Here is an 18,263-nt window from a genome sequence, read left to right as displayed (position 1 = left end):
GTCAGTCGCGCAGGATCGCCAGCGCGCGCGCCAGGTCGTCCGGGTACTCGCTGACGAAGGTCACCTCGTCGCCGGTGCGTGGATGCCGGAAGCTCAACGACCGGGCGTGCAGCCACTGCCGGGTCAACCCCAGCCGGGCGGACAGGGTCGGGTCCGCGCCATAGGTGAGGTCGCCCACACACGGGTGCCGCAGGGTGGAGAAGTGCACCCGGATCTGGTGTGTCCGGCCGGTCTCCAGCGTCACGTCGAGCAGGCTGGCGGCGGGGAACGCCTCCAGGGTGTCGTAGTGGGTGACGCTGGGCTTGCCGCCGGAGACCACCGCCCAGCGGTAGTCGTGGTGCGGATGCCGGTCGATCGGGGCGTCGATGGTGCCGCGCAGCGGATCGGGATGGCCCTGCACCACGGCGTGGTAGCGCTTCTCCACCTCGCGGTACTTGAACGCCCGCTTCAAGGCCGTGTACGCCTGCTCGCTCTTGGCCACCACCATGATCCCGGTGGTGCCCACGTCGAGGCGGTGCACCACGCCCTGGCGCTCGGCGGCGCCGCTGGTGGAGATGCGGTGGCCGATACCGGCCAGGCCCCCGATCACCGTCGGCCCGGTCCAGCCGGGGCTGGGGTGGGCAGCCACCCCGACCGGCTTGTCGACCACCACGATGTCGTCGTCGGCGTGGACCACCCGCAGGCCCGGCACGGCCTGCGGCACCACCGTCGGCGGGGCGGGTGGGGCCGGCAGCGTCACCTCCAGCCAGGAACCGGCCTTCACCTTGTACGAGTTCGGCCGGACGGTGCCGTCGACCAGGGCGTCCCCGGCGTCGACCAGGGCCGCCGCGGTGGTGCGGGAGAGCCCGAAGAGGCGAGCGACGGCCTGGTCCAACCGCATGCCGTCGAGTCCGTCGGGGACGGGCAGGGAACGGTGGTCGCCGCCTGCGGCGAAGGCCGAGGTCATGCCCGCTCCCGCTGCTCGGTCCCGGTGCCGGACGGCGTGCCGGCGGCGTTCCCGCCGGCGCCCTTGCCGATCCGGCTGCCGTCGCGCTGGCGCCCGGTCAGCTCCAGCACCACGGCCAGCAGCACGCCGCAGACCAGGGCGCTGTCGGCGAGGTTGAACACCGGCCAGACCCGGCCATACGGGTCGAAGAGGCTGACCATGTCCACCACGTGCCCAACGAAGTGCCCGGGCGCACGGAAGATCCGGTCGACGAGATTGCCGAGCGCCCCACCGAGCACCAGGCCGAGGGAGACCGCCCACGGCAGCGACCGCAGCCGCAGCGCCATCCACACGATCCAGCCGACCACCCCGATGGTGATCAGCGGGAATACCCAGGTGTGGTCGGCGCCGATGCTCCAGGCCGCCCCGCTGTTGCGGGTCAGGGTCAGGTAGACCGCGCCGCCGAGCAGCCGCACCGGCGGGCGGCCGTCCAGGGTCTGCAACGCCAGGTGCTTGGTGAGCAGGTCGGCCAGCAGGGCCACCAGGGCGATGCTGGCCAGAACCACGACCGCCCGGCGGTTGGGCGTGCCGCCCGGCCCTGCGGTGCCGGATCCGGCGGTCGGTACTGTGGTCATCGACTCCCCATCGACATCTGCGACGGCGTGCCGCCGTCTCGTGGTCACCGGGGAGCGGATGTCAGCGCCGCTCCTCCAGCTGCTTGCAGGACACGCAGAGAGTCGCCGACGGGAAGGCGGCGAGCCGCTCCACCGGGATCGGGTTCCCGCACCGCTCGCACCATCCGTAGCCACCCTCGTCGAGCCGCTCCAGCGCCCGCTCGACCTGCGTGATCCGTTCCCGGATGCTGTTGGCGAGGGAGATCTCCTGCTCGCGCTCGAACGTCTTGGTGCCGGTGTCGGCCTGGTCGTCCCCGGCCGAGTCGGTCAGCCGGTCGCGCTGCAGCTCGGTGATCTCGCTCAGCGTCTGATCGTACTCGGCGCGCAATTCGTCGCGTCGAGCCGCCAGGGCCGCCCGGATCTTCTCCGTCTCCGCCGCGCTGCGGGTGGCCTTCGCCGCCGGCTTGCGGCCGGCGGTCCTGGTGTCGGCTGGCTTCGCCATCGTCAGCTCCCTCAGCCGCGTCACGCGGCGGTCGGCGGTGCCAGGGGTCACCGGCCTGGCGCCCCCCATGGAACAGAACGGGTGCGCGGCGACGCGGGCCGCGCACTCCGGAGATGGGCAAGAATACGGAACGTACAGGCGTCCGACAACGTGCCGCACCGTCGTACCGCTCTTCAGCCCCGAGTAAGCCCTAACCAGGGCAAAAGGAACGCTAGCAGATCAGCCGTCCCGATCCTCCCCGTACTCGCCAAACCATCTGGCGAGACGACCCCGCCGGCTGACCGCCCGCAACCGCCGCTCGACCTCGTCGCGTGCCCCCACCGTCGCCACGATCAGCAGGCTGTCCCCGGCCCTCAGCCGGGTGTCCGGGCCAGGGACGAAACCCGTGCCGTCACGCAGCACCAGCGTCACCGAGGCGCCCACCGGCAGCCGCAGCTCGTCCACGTGCACCCCGGCCAGCCGGGAGCCGGCCGGCACCTCCAGCTGGAGCAGGTCCGCCCGCATCCGCTCCAGCGGGGCGGTCTCCACCCGGATCTCGGTCAGCTCCGCCGGCGCGGTGACCCCCAGCCGGCGGGCCGCCGGGGCGAGCGTCCCCGCCTGCAACAGGGTGAAGAGCACCACCAGGACGAAGACCGCGTCGAAGAGCCGGTCGGCCCCCGGGACCCGCTCCGACAGCGGAATGGTGGCGAGCACGATCGGCACCGCCCCGCGCAGCCCCGCCCAGGACAGGAAGGCCTGCTCGCGCAGCCGGAACCGGAACGGCAGCGCGGAGACGAACACCGACAGCGGCCGGGCGACCAACAGCAGGGCCAGCCCGGTCACCACGGCCGGCAGCACGGCCGCGGGCAGCCGGCCCGGGTCCGCCAGCAGGCCGAGCAGCACGAACAGCCCGATCTGGGCCAGCCAGGCCAGCCCGTCGGCGAACCCGAGGATGGCCTGCCGGTGCGGCAGCCGGGCGTTGCCGAGCAACACACCCGCCACGTAGACGGCGAGGAAACCGGAGGCGTGCAGCACCGCGCCCGCGCCGTACGCCAGCACCGTGAAACCGACCACCGCGATCGGGTACAGGCCGGACGAGGGCAGCGCCACCCGGTGCAGCGCGTACCGCCCGGCGACCCCGACCGCCACGCCCACCGCCGCACCCGCGCCCAGTTCGTACCCGACCAGGAGAACCTCGTACCACCAGGGGTGGCCCTCGGTGGTGCCCACCGACAGCAGCACCACCAGGATCACCGCCGGGGCGTCGTTCATGCCGGACTCCGCCTCCAGGGTGGCCACCAGCCGGGGCGGCAGGCGCAGCCGGCGCAGCGTGGCGAAGACCGCCGCCGCATCGGTGGACGAGAGCACGGCACCGTAGAGCAGCGCCAACCGCCAGTCCAGCCCGAGCAGCAGGTGCAGCACGGCGCCGACGGCCAGCACGCTGACCAGCACCCCCACCGTGGCGAGCGCCGCCGCCATCCCGAGCACCGGGCGCAGGGTGCTCCACCGGGCGGTGAGCCCACCCTCGGCGATGATCACGATCAGCGCGCAGAAACCCAGCACCCGGGTCAGCTCCGCGTCGTCGAACGCGATACCCAGGCCGGACTCCCCGATCGCCACTCCGAGCGCGAGGTAGACCAGGAGACTCGGCACGCCGAGCCGGGTGGAGAGGCGGACCGCGCCGACGGCGACCAGCAGGACGACGGCGCCCAGCAACAGCGCGAGGTTCAGCCCGGGCGTCACGGGGCACCGGGTTGGTGCGGTCTCACCGGTCCGATCCGTCGCGCAACCGGCGGAGCACCTCGACCAGGCCGGGGTCGGGGTGCTCGACGTCGAACAGTTTGTCCCGGCTGGCCGCGCCGGTACGCAACGACACCGCCGCCGGCCGTACACCGAGCGCGCCGGCCAGTGCCCGGCGGGCCGCCTCGGTGGCCCGGCCGTCGACCGCCGGGGCGTTCACCGCGATGACCAGCGCCGGGCCGTGCGGGCCGTCGAACCGGCCACCGACCCGGGCACGGGACGCTCCCGGCTTGACCCGCACCGCGACGGCGAGCGTCTCCTCGGGCATCGGGTCAGCCGGGCGGGGCATCGGCGAGCAGGGTGGTGTCCGGCGCGCAGAGCGCGCACGGGGTGAAGCCCAGCGAGACCGCCTCGAAGACCGGCAGCGGCTCGTCGTCGCGCCCGAACAGGTGCGGGCAGGAGGGCAGGTGGTAGCGGGGACGGCCGTCGACCACCCGCACCTCGGCGTCGAGCTGGGCGATCCGGGCGGCGTCGACGGCCGACACGGGCTGCTGCGCCTCCGGCTCGTCGGGCCAGGGCGCGCCGCTGACCGGCTCGACGCGCTCGGCCGTCGCCTCCGACCGGGACCGGACGGGCACGCTCTCCGGATCGTCGGGGGCCTCGACGAGCGAGCCCCACGGGACGTCCACCGGTCCGGTCGCCGGCGGCTCGGGCGGTTGCCGCCACCCGTCGCCACCGGCGCCGACCGTCGTGGGCACGTGCTGGACGGGGATCTCTGGCGGCACCCCGGCCCCACCGACCGGCGGTGCGCCCGGGCGGAACCTGCCCGCGAACCCCCATCCCGTACGCGGTCCGACCCGTTCGCTTGTCGCGCGGGCGGCAGCCACCTGGCGGGCGCCGGCCACCAACGCGACGGCGGCCAACAGGCTCACCGCGATGGAACTGACCAACAGGGCGCTGGAACCGTCGGCAAGACCGAGGACCAGCAGCACCACAGCGACGACGATGAGCAGCAGACTTGCGATCAGCACGGCTCACCCCCGCCGCGTCGTGTCGGTGTGACCCGGTCGGCGGCCCGTCCTGGGGACGGCCGCCGACCGTCGGATCAGCGACCGGCTTCGAGAGCGCCGGAGCGACCGCCGCCGTACGAGCCGGCGAGGCCCGCGGCGGCCAGACCGTTGCCGCCGACGGCACGAGTCCCGTCCGCGCGGGTCATCTCGGCCTCCAGGCCCTGGCCACGGCCGTCCAGGTCACGCAGCTGGCTCTCGAGGTAGGCCTTGAGCCGGGTGCGGTACTCGCGCTCGAACTGCTTGAGCTCCTCGATGTGCTTCTGCAGCGCGGTGCGCTTGGCGTCCAGGCCGCCCATGGCCTCCTGGTGCCGCTGGCGGGCATCCCGCTCCAGCGCGTCAGCCTTGGCGCGGGCCTCGCGGGTGACCTCCTCGGCCTTCGTGCGGGCCTCGGAGAGCAGTTGGTCGGCCTCGCGGCGGGCGTCGGAGACGTGGTCGTCGGCCGTCCGCTGGGCCATCATCAGCACCCGCAGCGCCTGCTGCTCGCCGTCGCCGGCACCGGCCGGGCCGCCGGTGGCGCGAACCTGCTCCAGCTCGGCCTGCATCGCCCGGGCGGCCTGCTCGGCCGCGGCCTTGTCACGCTGCACCCGGTCGAGCTGGGCCTTGAGGTCGTTGAGCTCGGCGGCGAGGCGGGCGTCACCGCCGGGGCCGGCCGGAGCACCGCCCCGGCCACCGCGCTCCACCTGGGCGCGCAGCTCGTTGTTCTCCTCGATCAGACGGGCGAGCTCGCGCTCGACCTCGTCCAGGAAGGCGTCGACCTCCTCCTCGTCGTACCCCCGTTTGCCGATCGGCGGCTTTTTGAAGGCGACGTTGTGGACGTCAGCCGGGGTCAGCGGCATCGAAACTCCTCGGGTCAGTTGCGGCCGCGTAGCGTGCCGGTCATCAGGAAACCGCGATGATCGACGGCGTCAACACAAACCTCATCAGCACGAACAGGATAACCAGGAGCACAAGCGAAGCCAGGTCGATGCTCACGGTACCAATTCGCAACGGAGGGATCACACGCCTCAACGCCTTGAGAGGGGGATCAGTGACGCTCCACACGGATTCCAGCCCCGCCGATGCCCCACGGCCCGGCTGCCACCGGCGGCCGTACTGGAGGACGGCACCCAGGACGAACCGGGCCAGGAGCACGATCAGGAAGACATACAGGATCAGGTACAGCACTTGCAGCAGGATCGACAACACGGTAGGCGACGTCCCTCGGTCGGGCGGACTAGCTCAGGCTGAAAAAGCCGCCCTCAGCGATCTTGGCCTTGTCCTCCGCGGTGACCTGGACGTTGGCCGGTGAGAGCAGGAACACCCGGTTGGTCACGCGCTCGATCGTACCGCGCAGCCCGAAGGCGAGCCCGGCGGCGAAGTCCACCAGCCGGCGGGCGTCGGCCTCGTCCATCTCGGTGAGGTTGATGATCACCGGAACGCCGTCGCGGAAGTGCTCGCCGATGGTGCGCGCCTCCCGGTAGGTCGTCGGGTGCAGGGTGGTGATCTGGTACCGCTGCTCCTCCTCGGCCACCACCGGCCGCTCCCGTGGCGTGGCCTGCGGGGCCAGGGCGAGATTATCCCGGGTGTGGTACGTCAGCGCACCCGAGGTGTCCCCCTGGCCGGACCGCGTGATCGAGCGCACGCTGGACCGCTCGGTACGCTCCGGGCGCTCGTCGTCGGCCCGCTCGGCCTCGACCGCGCGGCTGGCCACCCGGTCGCCGAGCCGACCCCGGTCACCGAGCCGCGGGCGCGGCGCCGGTGGCTCCTCCGCCTCGTCGTCCTCGTCGTCGGCGAACTCCTCGGCGTACCGGCTCGACCGGTACCGCGACTCGCGGTAGCCCGGCTTGTCGTAGCCGCCGTCGTCGTAGGCCCGCTCGTCGTCCTCCTCGACGAGACCGAGCCAGACCCCCGCCTTGCGCAGTGCACCCATCCCGCGCCCTTCCGTCCGCCGTGCGGCACGCACCCCCGTGCCGTGTCGCCGTGATCACGAATGGGCATCCCATGCCCACCGGATCGGAACGGCAATCCCCCGACGGACGTTTCGCGGCCGCCCGCCGTTGCCCCCCGAGAGCACAGGGATGCCGTTCCTGAACAACACTGATGTAATTTGCTTCTATCGCGGCCAGGCTACCGCAGCGTGGGACGCATTCCGAGCAACGCGCTGCCGACGCGGACATGTGTCGCGCCGTGGGCGATCGCCTGCTCCAGGTCGCCACTCATCCCCGCCGAGATCGCCGTCGCCTGCGGATACCGCTGCCGTACCCGGGTCGCCACCTCGGCCAGCCGGGCGAACGCCCGCTCCGGCTCCCAGCCCAGCGGTGCCACCGCCATCAGCCCGACCAGCCGCAGCCCGGCCGCGTCGGCCAGGGCGTCCGCGACCCGGTCCAGGCCCCGGTCCGGGTCGGTCGAGTCGGGCAACGCCCCACCGCGGGCCGGATCGCCGTCGATGCTCACCTGCACCAGCGCGTCCAACGGCCGGTCCCGCCCGACGGCCGCCGCGGCATCCAGCGCCCGGGCCAGCCGGACGCTGTCCACCGAATGCACCACGTCGGCGTAGCGGACCACCGAGCGGGCCTTGTTGCGCTGCAACTGGCCGATGAAGTGCCAGCGGACGCCGACCCCGGCGGCGGCCACCTCGGTCGCCTTCGGTGCGGCCTCCTGGTCGCGGTTCTCTCCCACGTCGGTCACCCCGAGCGCGGCCAGCCCGAGCACGTCGCCGGCCGGGTACGTCTTGGTGACCGCGATCATGGTCACCTCGGCTCGGTCCCGGCCGGCGGCGGCGCAGGCGTCGGCGATCCGCGTACGGATCCGGGCCAGCCCGGCGGCGAGCTCGGCCCGCCGGTCGGGCCCTACCGGGGTGGGTTGCATGGTCATCGGCGGCGCTCAGGAACCGTTCTTGAGGAAGTCGGGCACGTCCACGTCGTCGAAGAGCACCCGGCGCGGCGACTGCTGCGGCGCGGTGTGCGCCGGCGGCGTCACCGGCGGGGCCTGCGGGGCGGGCTGGTTCTGGTTGGTCTTGCGCGGCGACTCGGCCGCCTTGTACGCCGGAGTGCCCCCGTCGAAGCCCGCCGCGATGACGGTGACCCGCACCTCGTCGCCGAGCGCGTCGTCGATCACCGCGCCGAAGATGATGTTCGCGTCCGGGTGGGCCGCATCGGTGACCAGCTGGGCGGCGTCGTTGATCTCGAACAGGCCGAGGTCGGAGCCACCGGCGATGGAGAGCAGCACGCCTCGGGCGCCGTCCATGCTCTGCTCCAGCAGCGGGCTGGAGATGGCCGCCTCGGCCGCCTCCACGGCGCGGTTCTCGCCGCGGGCGCTGCCGATGCCCATCAGCGCGCTGCCCGCGCCGCTCATCACGCTCTTCACGTCGGCGAAGTCCAGGTTGATCAGACCCGGCGTGGTGATCAGGTCGGTGATGCCCTGGACACCGGAGAGGAGCACCTGGTCGGCGGTGCGGAAGGCGTCCATCATGGAGATGTTGCGGTCGCCGAGGGCCAGCAGCCGGTCGTTCGGGATGACGATCAGGGTGTCGCACTGGTTGCGCAGCTCGTCTATCCCGGCCTCGGCCTGCACCTGGCGGCGCTTGCCCTCGAACGAGAACGGCCGGGTCACCACACCGATGGTGAGCGCGCCCAGCTTGCGGGCGATGTTCGCCACCACCGGCGCCCCGCCGGTGCCGGTGCCGCCACCCTCACCGCAGGTCACGAAGACCATGTCGGCTCCCTTGAGGACCTCCTCGATCTCGTCGCGGTGGTCCTCGGCGGCGTTCTTGCCGACGTCCGGGTTGGCGCCCGCACCGAGCCCGCGGGTCAGTTCCCGGCCCACGTCGAGCTTGACGTCGGCGTCACTCATCAGCAGGGCCTGCGCGTCCGTGTTGATCGCGATGAACTCGACGCCCTTGAGCCCAACCTCGATCATCCGGTTGACGGCGTTGACGCCGCCACCGCCGATGCCGACGACCTTGATGACCGCCAGGTAGTTGTGCGGAGGTGTCATCTCCGGTCCTTTCCCTTCGAGATTGGCTCGGCCGACCGGGTACGGCGAGGCCAGACCAGCGGTCGACGACAGCTGTCACCAGTGAGGCTTGCGGGGTAAACCCTCACCCTCTACTAGAGGCTTACAGTTATGTCAACCACTGATCCTCTTCGGGGCAACGTAAGCGCCGCCGCGCGAGGAACCAAGGACCTGCCCGGCGTGTCGCCGCCAATGGCAAGACGACTCACGTACCGTGCCGATCTCACCGGAAGGTCACCACGTCGGGCGCGCTGACATCGATCGTGTCGGCCTTCCGACCGAGCAGCGCGGTCGCCACCCGGGCCTTGTCCGGGGAACGGGTGGCATCGCCCCAGACCACCGTACGGTCCCCGCGCAGGCTCAGGCTGATCCGCGCCAGTCCCGCCACCGTCAACTCGGTCAGCTCGGCCCGCAACTGCGGGGTCAGCGCCGCCAGCACCTCCAGCGCCGCCCGGGTGCCCGGATCATCCGGCCCCGGGGCGTCCACCCGGACCACCGGCAGCCCGTCCGGCACCCCGTCCACCGTCCGGAACGGCACCCCGCTGCCGTCGATCACGGCGTACCGCCCGTCGCGCGGCACCACCGCCGCACCGGTCCGCTCGACCACCGTCACCACGAGCGTCCCCGGCCAGTCCCGGGTCACCGTGACCCGTTCCACCGGGGGCAGCACACCGATCCGACGGGCGGTCGCGGCCAGGTCGACCCGGGCCAGCGGCATCCCGTCCGGCACCGCCGCGGCGTCGCGCACCTCGACCGGGGTGACCAGGTCGGCCCCGACCACCCGCACCTCGCGCACGCCGAACAGCCCGGTGCCGAGCACCGTCCAGGCGACCAGGCCCGCGACCGCGAGCACGCCGCCGGCCACCGCCCAGGGCAGCGCCGCCCGCATCCGACGCTGCCGGGCCCGGGCCATGAACCGCCGGGTCGACGGCGGGACCGCGTCGCTGCCCGCCCGGACCAACTGCCAGCGGCGGACCGGACCGCGCCGAGGGCCGCCGGCATCCGACCCGGCGACCCGGCCCCGGGCCGGGCCCGGGCTCATCCGGCGGTGGAGGCCGCGCCGTCCGGGTCGACGGCAGCGCCCCCGGTCCGGGCCAGCAGGGCGTCAAGGAGCTGATCGCCCATCAGGGAGATCGGCGGCGCACCCATGGTCACCACCACGTCGCCGGGACGGGCCCGCCGCGCCACCTCGACCGGGGCGTCGTCCCAGGAGTCCACGAAGACCTTCTGCTCCCCGGCCAGCGGGACCGCCTCGACCAGCGCGGCGGAGCCCTCCCCCGGCTGGCGCAGCTCACCCGGGCCGAAGACCTCCAGCAGGACCAGTTCGTCGGCGATCCCCAGCGCCGCCGCGATCTCGGCCTGCAGGTCCCGGGTGCGGTAGAGCCGGTAGGGTTGGAACACCACGATCAGCCGGCCGTCCCCGGCCACCTCGCGCAGCGTGCGCAGCGCGAGCGTCATCGAGGTCGGGTGGTAGGCGTACTCGTCGTAGACCAGCACGCCGTCGGCGACGCCCTTGCGCTCGAAGCGCCGGCGCACGCCGGGAAACGCGCCGAGCGCCGCCTCCGCCGCCTCGACCGGCAGCTCCAGCAGGTACCCGGCGAGCACCGCCGAGGCGCTGTTGAGCCCCATGTGCCGACCGGGAATCGGCAGCCGGATCTCGCCCAGCGAGCGGCCCTCGACCTCGGCCAGGTAGCGCACCCCCTGCGCGGAGGAGGTGATGCCGCTCAGCCGCAGGTCGGCGTCGGGCGCCTCGCCGTAGGTCCAGACCCGACGGCCCTCGGCGCGCAGGGTCTCGGCCAGCCGCCGCCCGCCCGGGTCGTCCGCACAGGTGATGATGAACCCGTCCGGGTCGGTGAGCCGGGCGAACTCGGCGAAGGCCGCCTCCAGGTTGGCCAGGTCGCCGTAGGTGTTGAGGTGGTCGGCCTCGATGTTCGTGATGATCGACACGTACGGGCGGTAGATCAGAAACGAGCGGTCGCTCTCGTCCGCCTCCACCACGAAGTACTCGCCGGTGCCGTGGTGCGCGCCGGAGCCGACCTCGGAGATCTCCCCGCCGATGACGAAGGACGGGTCGGTGCCGGCCTGCTGGAGCACCATGGTCACCATCGAGGTGGTGGTGGTCTTGCCGTGGGTGCCGGCCACGGCCACGGTGCGCCGGCCGGTCATCGCCGCGGCCAGCGCCTCCGAGCGGTGCAGCACCCGCAGACCGCGTCGGCGGGCCTCGACCATCTCCAGGTGGTCCTGCGGGATGGCCGAGGAGTAGACGACCGTGTCCACGCCGTCGAGGTTCGCCGCCTCGTGGCTCATGTGGATCGTTCCGCCCAGCGCCCGCAGGCCGGCCAGGGACGGCCACTCGCGCAGCTCGCTGCCGGAGACCGGCAGGCCACGGGTGAGGAAGAGCCGGGCCAGGCCGCTCATGCCGACCCCACCCACCCCGATCAGGTGGATCCGGCCCAGGTCCTCCGCGGTGAGCGTGCCGGCCGGGGTGAACTGCGCGGTGTTCATGAGACGTACCTTCCCGTCGCGGCGGCGGGCCTCATCGGGCCACCGCCTCGTAGACGAAGTTCAGCAGGGCGACGTCGCCGTCCCGCCGCCCGTACGCGGCCGCCGCCGCGCCCATCGCGTGCAGCCGGCGCGGGTCGCGCAGCAGCGGGACCACCGTGCGCTCCAGCCAGGCCGGGGTCAGCTCGGCGTCGTCGACCAGCAGCCCGCCGCCGGCCTCCACCACCGGCAGCGCGTTGCGCTTCTGCTCCTGGTTGGAGTGCGGGTATGGCACGTAGATGGTGGGCAGCCCGATCGCGGCCACCTCGGCGCAGGTCATCGCCCCGCCCCGGGCCAGCATCAGGTCGGCGGCGGCGTAGCCCAGCTCCATCTCGGACAGGTACGGCAGGGCCACGTACGGCACCGGCAGGTCGGTGGGGATCGGCACCGGCTCGTTGCGGGCGCCCATCACGTGCAGCACCTGCACACCGTTGCGGGCCAACTCCTTGGCCGCGCCGGAGACCGCCAGGTTGATCGAGCGGGCACCCTGCGACCCGCCGGCGACGAAGAGCACCGGCAGGTCGGGACGGAGTCCGAAGTGGGCCCGGGCGGCGTCGCGCAGGGCGGCGCGGTCCAGCCCGGCGATGCCCCGGCGCAGCGGCACACCGACCACCCGCGCGTCGCGCAGCGACTCGGCCTGGGCCGGCTGGTGCGGGAAGCCCACCGCGATGTTCTTCGTGAACTTCATTCCGAGCCGGTTGGCCACGCCCGGCGGGACGTTCACCTCGTGGATGACGATCGGCAGCTCCCGCCGCCAGGCGGCGAGGTAACCGGGAACGGAGACGTACCCGCCGAAGCCGACCACCACCTCGGCCCGCACCTCGTCGATCACCTTGCCGGCGGCGCGGGCGGCCTTCCACATCCGGTCCGGGGTACGCACCAGGTTCATGTTGACCGAGCGGGGCAGCTGGTAGGCGGGGATCTGCCGCAGGTCGTAGCCGGCCGGCGGGATCAGCTCGTTCTCCAGGCCCTTCGCGGTGCCGAGGCAGGTGATCCGGACGCCCGGGTCGTGTCGGCGCAGGCAGTCGGCGAAGGCGAGCAGCGGGTAGATGTGGCCACCCGTGCCCCCTCCGCAGAGCACCACCGAACGCAGCGGACCCATCAGCGTCTCCTCTCGCTCGCCGTACCGCCCCGGCCCCGGGCCTGCCGGGCGCCGGGCGACTCGGCCTTCTCGTCGGACCGCCGCGCTCGCGACCGGGGTACGGACCCTCGGGCAGCCGGTGGCGTCACCGGGCGGCGACGCCGGCCGGGAAGCGGCGGCAACGGGGCCCAGACTAGTCGGACCCATCGGGCCGGCGGACGGGCGTGCAGGGCTCGGGCCGCGTCGGGTTCGGCGCGGGCGAAGGAGGCGAGCATGCCGATCGCCGCGAGCGTCACGACCAACGCGCTGCCGCCGTCGGAGATGAATGGCAGCGGCACCCCGGTCAGCGGCAGCAACCCGGTCACCCCGCCGACGTTGATCACGGCCTGACCGACCAGCCAGGCGCTGACGCCCGCGGCGGCGAGCCGGCGGAACGGATCCTCCACCCGGCGGGCGATCCGCAGCCCGGTGAAGGCCAGCACCGCGAACAGGGTGAGCACCACGACGCAACCGACCACCCCCAGCTCCTCGGCGATGACGGCGAAGATGAAGTCGTTGTGCGCCTCGGGCAGCCAGTTCCACTTCAGGCTGCCCTTGCCCAACCCGACCCCGAACCAGCCGCCCTGCTCGATGGCGTACCGGGCCTGGATGATCTGGTAGCAGTTCGGCAGGTCGAGCTCGAAGCAGGTCTTCGGGTCCGGCGGGTCGAGCCACATGGTCAGCCGGCCCAGCCGGTAGTTGTCGGCGTCGCGCGAGCCGGAGCCGGCACCGAGCGAGGCGGCGGCGACCAGCAGACCGACACCGAGCAGCCCGACTGCGGACAGGGCGGCGAAGACCCGCATCCGTACGCCGGCCGCCCAGAGCAGCCCCACCACCAGCGCCAGCAGGCACAACATGCTGCCCAGGTCGTTGTAGCCGACCAGCACGAAGAGCAGCCCGACGACGGGGAACAGCGGCGTGGCCAACTCCTTCCACCAGCCCAGTGCGGCCCCCTTGCGGGCCAGCACGTGCGCGCCCCACAGCACCAGCGCGAACTTGGCCACCTCGACCGGTTGGATCGAGATCGGGCCGAGGTAGAGCCAGAGCAGCTCGGCCGAGAGCGGGCCGATCGACTCCACCCGGAACAGCGCCTCCAGGGCCACCAGCAGGTTGAGCAGGAGCAGCAGCGCCACCGCGACGCCGAGCGCGGGCCGGCTCAGCGCCCGGAAGCTGCGGGCGGGCAGCCGCTGGCAGGCCCAGAACGCGACGACCCCGATCACCGCGAAGACCGCCTGCTTGGTCACCGAGGCGGCGGCGTCGCCGTTCTTGGTGGCGAAGTCCTTCACGCTGGTGGCGGAGAAGACCATGGTGAGGCCGATCAGCAGCAACAGGCCGGCGCTGGACAGCAGCAGGTAGTAGGAGGCCAGCGGGCGCGCCAGCAGGCCGCGCAGCGCCGCCAGGCCGCCGGCGGTGTCCAGGCCGGCCGCCGCCGGCGGATCCGGGGTACGCCCCGCGTCCGCGCCCCGCCGGGGCGGTGCCTGTGTCGCCGTACCGGTTGTTGTTTCCTCCCCCACCTGCTCATCATCGCGGTTGCGGCGCGCCGGTTCCGGTCGTTCGGCGCGGTCGGCGTGTCGAAATGCGATACGGGGGCCCACCGACTATGGGCCCCCGTTCGCGTCGCTTTCGGTTCAGCCCATGTGGGCCAGGAAGTCGCTGTAGAACAGCCCGAGGGCGATGGCCACGCCGATGCCCGCGATGATCCAGAAGCGCACCACGATGTTGACCTCGCTCCAGCCGGCGAGCTCGAAGTGGTGCTGCAGGGGGGACATCCGGAACACCCGCTTGCCGGTGGTCCGGAACGAGATGATCTGGATCACCACCGACATGGTGATGATCACGAAGAGCCCGCCGATGATCGGCAGCAGCAGGATCGTCCGGGTGGACATCGCCATGCCGGCGATCAGCCCGCCCAGACCGAGCGCGCCGGTGTCGCCCATGAAGATCCGCGCCGGTGAGGTGTTCCACCACAGGAAGCCCACGCAGGCCCCGGCCGCCGCCCCGGCGATCAGCGCGATCTCCAGCGGATCCCGGACCGTGTAGCAGTAGTTGTTCGGGTTGCTCATGTAGGCCTCGTCGGCGCACCAGTGCCGGTACTGCCAGAACGCGATCAGCGCGTACGCGGCGAGGACCATCACCGAGGCGCCGGTGGCCAGGCCGTCCAGACCGTCGGTGAGGTTCACCCCGTTGGTCGCCGCCATCACCACGAAGATGAAGACGATCACCGCGCCGACCTTGGTGAGGTCCAGCGCCGGGATGTCCCGGATGAAGCTCAGCGTGGTGCTGCCGACGGTCTCGGTGTTGGTGACCGCCCCCGACGGGCCGGTCATGCTGCTCGGGAAGTACAGCGCGACGACGCCGAAGACCGCCCCGACCAGGATCTGCCCGAACAGCTTGCCCCGCTTGTTGAGCCCGCCGCTGTGCCGCTTGCGGACCTTGAGGAAGTCGTCGATGAAGCCGACCGCGCCGGAGAAGACCATCAGCCCCAGCAGCACCAACGCGGTGATGGTGGGCTCCACCTGGGCGATCTGCGCGTCCGGGAGGGTGGTCAGGGCCAGGTGACCGGCGACGTACGCGATCACCGTGGCCAGGATGAAGACCACGCCGCCCATCGTCGGCGTGCCCTTCTTGCCCTGGTGCATGGCCGGACCCTCGGCCCGGATCGGCTGGCCCGCCTTGAGCCGGGTGAACACCCGGATCGCGATCGGGGTGCACAGCAGCGAGACCAGGAACGCCACGCCGATGGCGACGATGACGGCCCTCACGCCGCGCCCTCCCCGTCCGCGACGGCAGGGCTCGCCGGCCCGCCGTCCGCGTCGCCCCCGGGGGCGACCGCGCGCAGCGCGTCGGCCACCTCCCAGGTGCGGTACCGGGAGCCCTTCACCAGGACGACGTCACCCGGTCGTAGCTCGCTGCGCAGCACCTCGACGGCCGCCGCCTGATCGGTGAGCAGCACCGACTCTCCTCCCCAGTTACCTACCGCTGTCGCGCCCTCGTGAATCGGCGCGGCCGGCTCACCCACCACGAGCAGCCGGTCGACACCGAGCTCGGCCGCCAGCCGGCCGACCTTGCGGTGCCCCTCGCGTTCGTAGTCGCCCAGCTCGGCCATATAGCCGAGCGCGGCGAAGGCCCGCCCACCCCGGCGCATGCCGGCCAGCGCCCGCAGCGCCACCGCCATCGACGCCGGGTTGGCGTTGTACGAATCGTCGATGACGGTGACCCCGTCCGGTCGCTCGAAGACGTCCATCCGACGGGTCGAGACCAGCCCCAGCTCGCCCAGGGCCGCCGCCACCTCGGCCGGCGGCATCCCCAGCTCGCGGACCACCGCCGCGGCGGCGAGCGAGTTGGAGACCTGGTGCCCGCCGGTCAGCCCGAGCCGTACCGGCGCGCTCCCCTCCGGGGTGACCAGGGTGTACGACGCCCGGCCCCGGTCGTCCAGGGCCACGTCCACCGCCCGCACGTCGGCGTGCGTTGCCTCCCCGTAGCGGACCACCCGGGCACCGGTCCGGGCGGCCATCGCGTCGACCAGCGGGTCGTCGGCGTTCAGCACGGCCAGCCCGTCGGCGGGCAACGACTCGACCAGTTCCCCCTTGGCCACCGCGATGTTCTCCACCGAGCCGAACTCGCCCAGGTGTGCCACCCCGACGTTGAGCACCACGGCGATGCGTGGCGGCACCACCTCACACAGGTACCGCACGTGCCCGATGCCCCGGGCGCCCTTCTCCAGCACCAGGAAACGGGTCCGCGTCGTGGCCTGCAACGCCGTGTACGGATGCCCCAGCTCGTTGTTGAACGACCCCGGCGGGGCCACCGTGGGCCCGAGCCGGACGGTGAGCTGGGCGATCAGATCCTTGGTGGTGGTCTTTCCCGACGAACCGGTCAACCCGATCACGGTCAACTCCGGCAGCCGGTCCACCACCGCGCGGGCCAGCCGGCCCATCGCGGTCAGCGCGTCGTCCACCAGCACCATCGGCACCCCGGGCAGCTCGCGGGTGCCGAGCACCGCCACCGCACCGGACGTCACCGCGGCGGCGGCGTAGTCGTGCCCGTCGACCTGCTCGCCGGGGAAGGCGACGAAGAGCGCCCCGGCGGTGACCTTGCGGGAGTCGAACTCGACCGGACCGGTCACCCGGGCCTCGGGGTCGGCGGCGAGCAGCCGGCCCTCGACCGCCGCGGCGACCTCCGCCAGGCTCAGCGCGATCACGGCCGACCCGCCCGGTCGCCGAAGCGGACGCCGAGCGCCGCCGCCAACTCCACCCGGTCGTCGAACGGGTGGACCTCGCCAGCGATCTCCTGACCCCGCTCGTGGCCCTTGCCGAGCACCGCCACCACGTCACCGGGCTCGGCCAGCCGCACCGCCTCGTCGATGGCGGCCCGCCGCCCCGGCACCTCGATGATCCGGGCCGCGGTGTCCGCCGCGTACGCCCCGGCGAGCACCTCCGCCCGGATCACCGCCGGGTCCTCCGTGCGCGGGTTGTCGTCGGTCACCACCACCACGTCCGCTCCCTCCGCCGCGGCGGCGCCCATCACCGGCCGCTTGCCCCGGTCCCGGTCACCACCGGCGCCGATCACGCAGAGCAACCGCCGGGCGCCGGTCTCGCGCAGGGCCGCCAGCGCGGCCACCACCGCGTCGGTCTTGTGCGCGTAGTCGACCACGCCGCGCACCGGTGCGTCCCCGCTGACCAGCTCCAACCGCCCCGGGACCCCGCCGCAGGCGGCCACCCCCCGGGCGGCGGTCACCGGGTCGACCCCGACCGCCACCAGGCTGGCGATGGCCAGCAGCGCGTTGGCGACGTTGTGCCGGCCGGGCAGGGCCACCCCGGCGGGCACCACCACGCCGCCGGGACCGTGCGCGGTGAACCGCTGGGCGTACCCCTCGCCGCCGACCTCGCCGGCCCACCAGGTGGCGGTGGGATCACCGGCGGCCGAGTAGCTGACGGTGGCCGGCCGGAACAGCGGGCGCAGCGCCGGGTCGTCGTGGTTGAGCACCTCGACCGCGCAGCGGCCGTCGAAGAGCTTCGCCTTGGCCGCGAAGTAGTCCGCCGCGTCGGCGTGGAAGTCCAGATGGTCGGAGCCGAAGTTGGTGTACCCACCGACACCGAACCGCACCCCGCCGACCCGTCCCATCGCCAGGGCGTGGCTGGAGACCTCCATCACCAGCGCGGTCACCCCCCGCTCCCGGGCGGCGGCCAGCATGGCGTGCAGGTCGGTCGCCTCGGGCGTGGTGCGCACGCTGTCGACGACCAGGTCGCCCAGGCGGGTCTCGACGGTGCCGATCAACCCGGTGACGTGGCCCGCGGCGCGCAACCCGGACTCCACCAGGTAGGCGGTGGAGGTCTTGCCGGCGGTGCCGGTGATCCCGATGACGGTCAGCGCCGCGGTGGGGTCGCCGTAGACAGCAGAGGCGAGGTCGCCCAACACGGCCCGGGGATCGCCGGCGACCAGGGCGGGCAGCCCGGCCTCGGACACCGCGGCGGCACCGGCCGGGTCGGTGAGGGCGGCCACCGCGCCGGCCGCCGCCGCGGCGGCGGCGAACTCCGCACCGTGCCGGCGGGCGCCGGGCAGCGCGGCGTACAGGTCGCCGGGGCGGATCTGCTGGCTGGCGTGGGTCACCCCGGTCACCGCCAGGTCGGCGGCACCCTCCGGCGGGGCCAGCGCGAGCCGCGCGGCGAGGTCGCCGAGGCGCAGTGCGGGCACGGAACGGGGACGCGGATTGCCGGGCACGGCGTCAGACCCTACCCGGTCGTCCGGTTCCGGCCGTACAGCCGCCCCGGTGGTTCGT

The 18,263-nt window shown here is 73.2% G+C and carries 18 protein-coding genes; all 18 read right to left on the bottom strand.

The features are described from left to right. Position 1: 1 nt before the first annotated feature. The 18 genes from E1182_RS00650 to E1182_RS00565 all read right to left on the bottom strand — a co-directional run bounded on the left by E1182_RS00650 (position 2) and on the right by E1182_RS00565 (position 18,205). Positions 2 to 946, bottom strand: a complete 945-nt coding sequence (locus E1182_RS00650; protein WP_132260625.1) for an RluA family pseudouridine synthase — start codon at positions 944 to 946, stop codon at positions 2 to 4. Continuing rightward, complete coding sequence (gene lspA, locus E1182_RS00645; protein WP_132260624.1) at positions 943 to 1,560, bottom strand: signal peptidase II; 618 nt, start codon at positions 1,558 to 1,560, stop codon at positions 943 to 945. Before lspA ends, E1182_RS00650 begins: the two co-directional genes overlap by 4 nt. 61 nt (positions 1,561 to 1,621) lie before the next feature. Further along, positions 1,622 to 2,041, bottom strand: a complete 420-nt coding sequence (locus E1182_RS00640; RefSeq protein ID WP_132260623.1) for a TraR/DksA C4-type zinc finger protein — start codon at positions 2,039 to 2,041, stop codon at positions 1,622 to 1,624. A gap of 219 nt (positions 2,042 to 2,260) precedes the next feature. Then, entirely contained in the window at positions 2,261 to 3,763 is a 1,503-nt protein-coding gene (locus E1182_RS00635) for a potassium/proton antiporter (RefSeq protein ID WP_132260622.1), read from the bottom strand. A gap of 22 nt (positions 3,764 to 3,785) precedes the next feature. Then, positions 3,786 to 4,109 (bottom strand): DUF167 domain-containing protein, encoded by a 324-nt coding sequence (locus E1182_RS00630; protein ID WP_243705944.1) that lies wholly within the window; start codon positions 4,107 to 4,109, stop codon positions 3,786 to 3,788. Next, the gene (locus E1182_RS00625; protein ID WP_132260621.1) at positions 4,093 to 4,791 is read right to left on the bottom strand and encodes a hypothetical protein; all 699 of its coding nucleotides are present in this window, start codon (positions 4,789 to 4,791) and stop codon (positions 4,093 to 4,095) included. The genes E1182_RS00630 and E1182_RS00625 overlap by 17 nt, the downstream gene beginning before the upstream one ends. A gap of 74 nt (positions 4,792 to 4,865) precedes the next feature. Then, on the bottom strand, positions 4,866 to 5,666 hold the full coding sequence (locus E1182_RS00620) for a DivIVA domain-containing protein (protein WP_132260620.1): 801 nt from the start codon (positions 5,664 to 5,666) through the stop codon (positions 4,866 to 4,868). 43 nt (positions 5,667 to 5,709) lie between these two features. Then, a complete protein-coding gene (locus tag E1182_RS00615) occupies positions 5,710 to 6,015 on the bottom strand; it encodes a YggT family protein (protein ID WP_132184669.1) in 306 nt (101 codons plus the stop codon). A gap of 28 nt (positions 6,016 to 6,043) precedes the next feature. Further along, positions 6,044 to 6,739 carry a cell division protein SepF gene (locus tag E1182_RS00610; protein ID WP_132260619.1) on the bottom strand — a complete coding sequence of 232 codons (696 nt, stop codon included), beginning with the start codon at positions 6,737 to 6,739 and terminating at the stop codon, positions 6,044 to 6,046. A gap of 197 nt (positions 6,740 to 6,936) precedes the next feature. Continuing rightward, positions 6,937 to 7,683 (bottom strand): YggS family pyridoxal phosphate-dependent enzyme, encoded by a 747-nt coding sequence (locus E1182_RS00605; RefSeq protein WP_132260618.1) that lies wholly within the window; start codon positions 7,681 to 7,683, stop codon positions 6,937 to 6,939. A gap of 9 nt (positions 7,684 to 7,692) precedes the next feature. Continuing rightward, positions 7,693 to 8,805, bottom strand: a complete 1,113-nt coding sequence (ftsZ, locus tag E1182_RS00600) for a cell division protein FtsZ (RefSeq protein WP_132260617.1) — start codon at positions 8,803 to 8,805, stop codon at positions 7,693 to 7,695. 241 nt (positions 8,806 to 9,046) lie between these two features. Continuing rightward, on the bottom strand, positions 9,047 to 9,865 hold the full coding sequence (locus E1182_RS00595) for a cell division protein FtsQ/DivIB (protein WP_132260616.1): 819 nt from the start codon (positions 9,863 to 9,865) through the stop codon (positions 9,047 to 9,049). Further along, a complete protein-coding gene (gene murC / locus E1182_RS00590; RefSeq protein WP_132260615.1) occupies positions 9,862 to 11,328 on the bottom strand; it encodes a UDP-N-acetylmuramate--L-alanine ligase in 1,467 nt (488 codons plus the stop codon). The genes E1182_RS00595 and murC overlap by 4 nt, the downstream gene beginning before the upstream one ends. Positions 11,329 to 11,359: 31 nt before the next feature. Beyond that, entirely contained in the window at positions 11,360 to 12,466 is a 1,107-nt protein-coding gene (gene murG / locus E1182_RS00585; RefSeq protein ID WP_132260614.1) for an undecaprenyldiphospho-muramoylpentapeptide beta-N-acetylglucosaminyltransferase, read from the bottom strand. Beyond that, on the bottom strand, positions 12,466 to 13,884 hold the full coding sequence (locus tag E1182_RS00580; protein WP_132260680.1) for an FtsW/RodA/SpoVE family cell cycle protein: 1,419 nt from the start codon (positions 13,882 to 13,884) through the stop codon (positions 12,466 to 12,468). The genes murG and E1182_RS00580 overlap by 1 nt, the downstream gene beginning before the upstream one ends. A gap of 228 nt (positions 13,885 to 14,112) precedes the next feature. Continuing rightward, positions 14,113 to 15,246 (bottom strand): phospho-N-acetylmuramoyl-pentapeptide-transferase, encoded by a 1,134-nt coding sequence (gene mraY / locus E1182_RS00575; RefSeq protein ID WP_132260613.1) that lies wholly within the window; start codon positions 15,244 to 15,246, stop codon positions 14,113 to 14,115. Next, positions 15,243 to 16,685: a UDP-N-acetylmuramoyl-tripeptide--D-alanyl-D-alanine ligase gene (murF, locus tag E1182_RS00570; RefSeq protein ID WP_132260612.1), complete on the bottom strand. Its 1,443-nt coding sequence runs from the start codon at positions 16,683 to 16,685 to the stop codon at positions 15,243 to 15,245. The genes mraY and murF overlap by 4 nt, the downstream gene beginning before the upstream one ends. After that, positions 16,682 to 18,205, bottom strand: a complete 1,524-nt coding sequence (locus E1182_RS00565) for a UDP-N-acetylmuramoyl-L-alanyl-D-glutamate--2,6-diaminopimelate ligase (protein WP_132260611.1) — start codon at positions 18,203 to 18,205, stop codon at positions 16,682 to 16,684. Before E1182_RS00565 ends, murF begins: the two co-directional genes overlap by 4 nt. Positions 18,206 to 18,263: the final 58 nt, after the last annotated feature.

This window comes from Micromonospora sp. KC721 (genome assembly GCF_004348355.1).
In the GTDB taxonomy this organism is placed as follows: domain Bacteria; phylum Actinomycetota; class Actinomycetes; order Mycobacteriales; family Micromonosporaceae; genus Micromonospora.
Note: the sequence above shows the minus strand (reverse complement) of the source record. Positions and strands in the feature narration are given on the sequence as shown.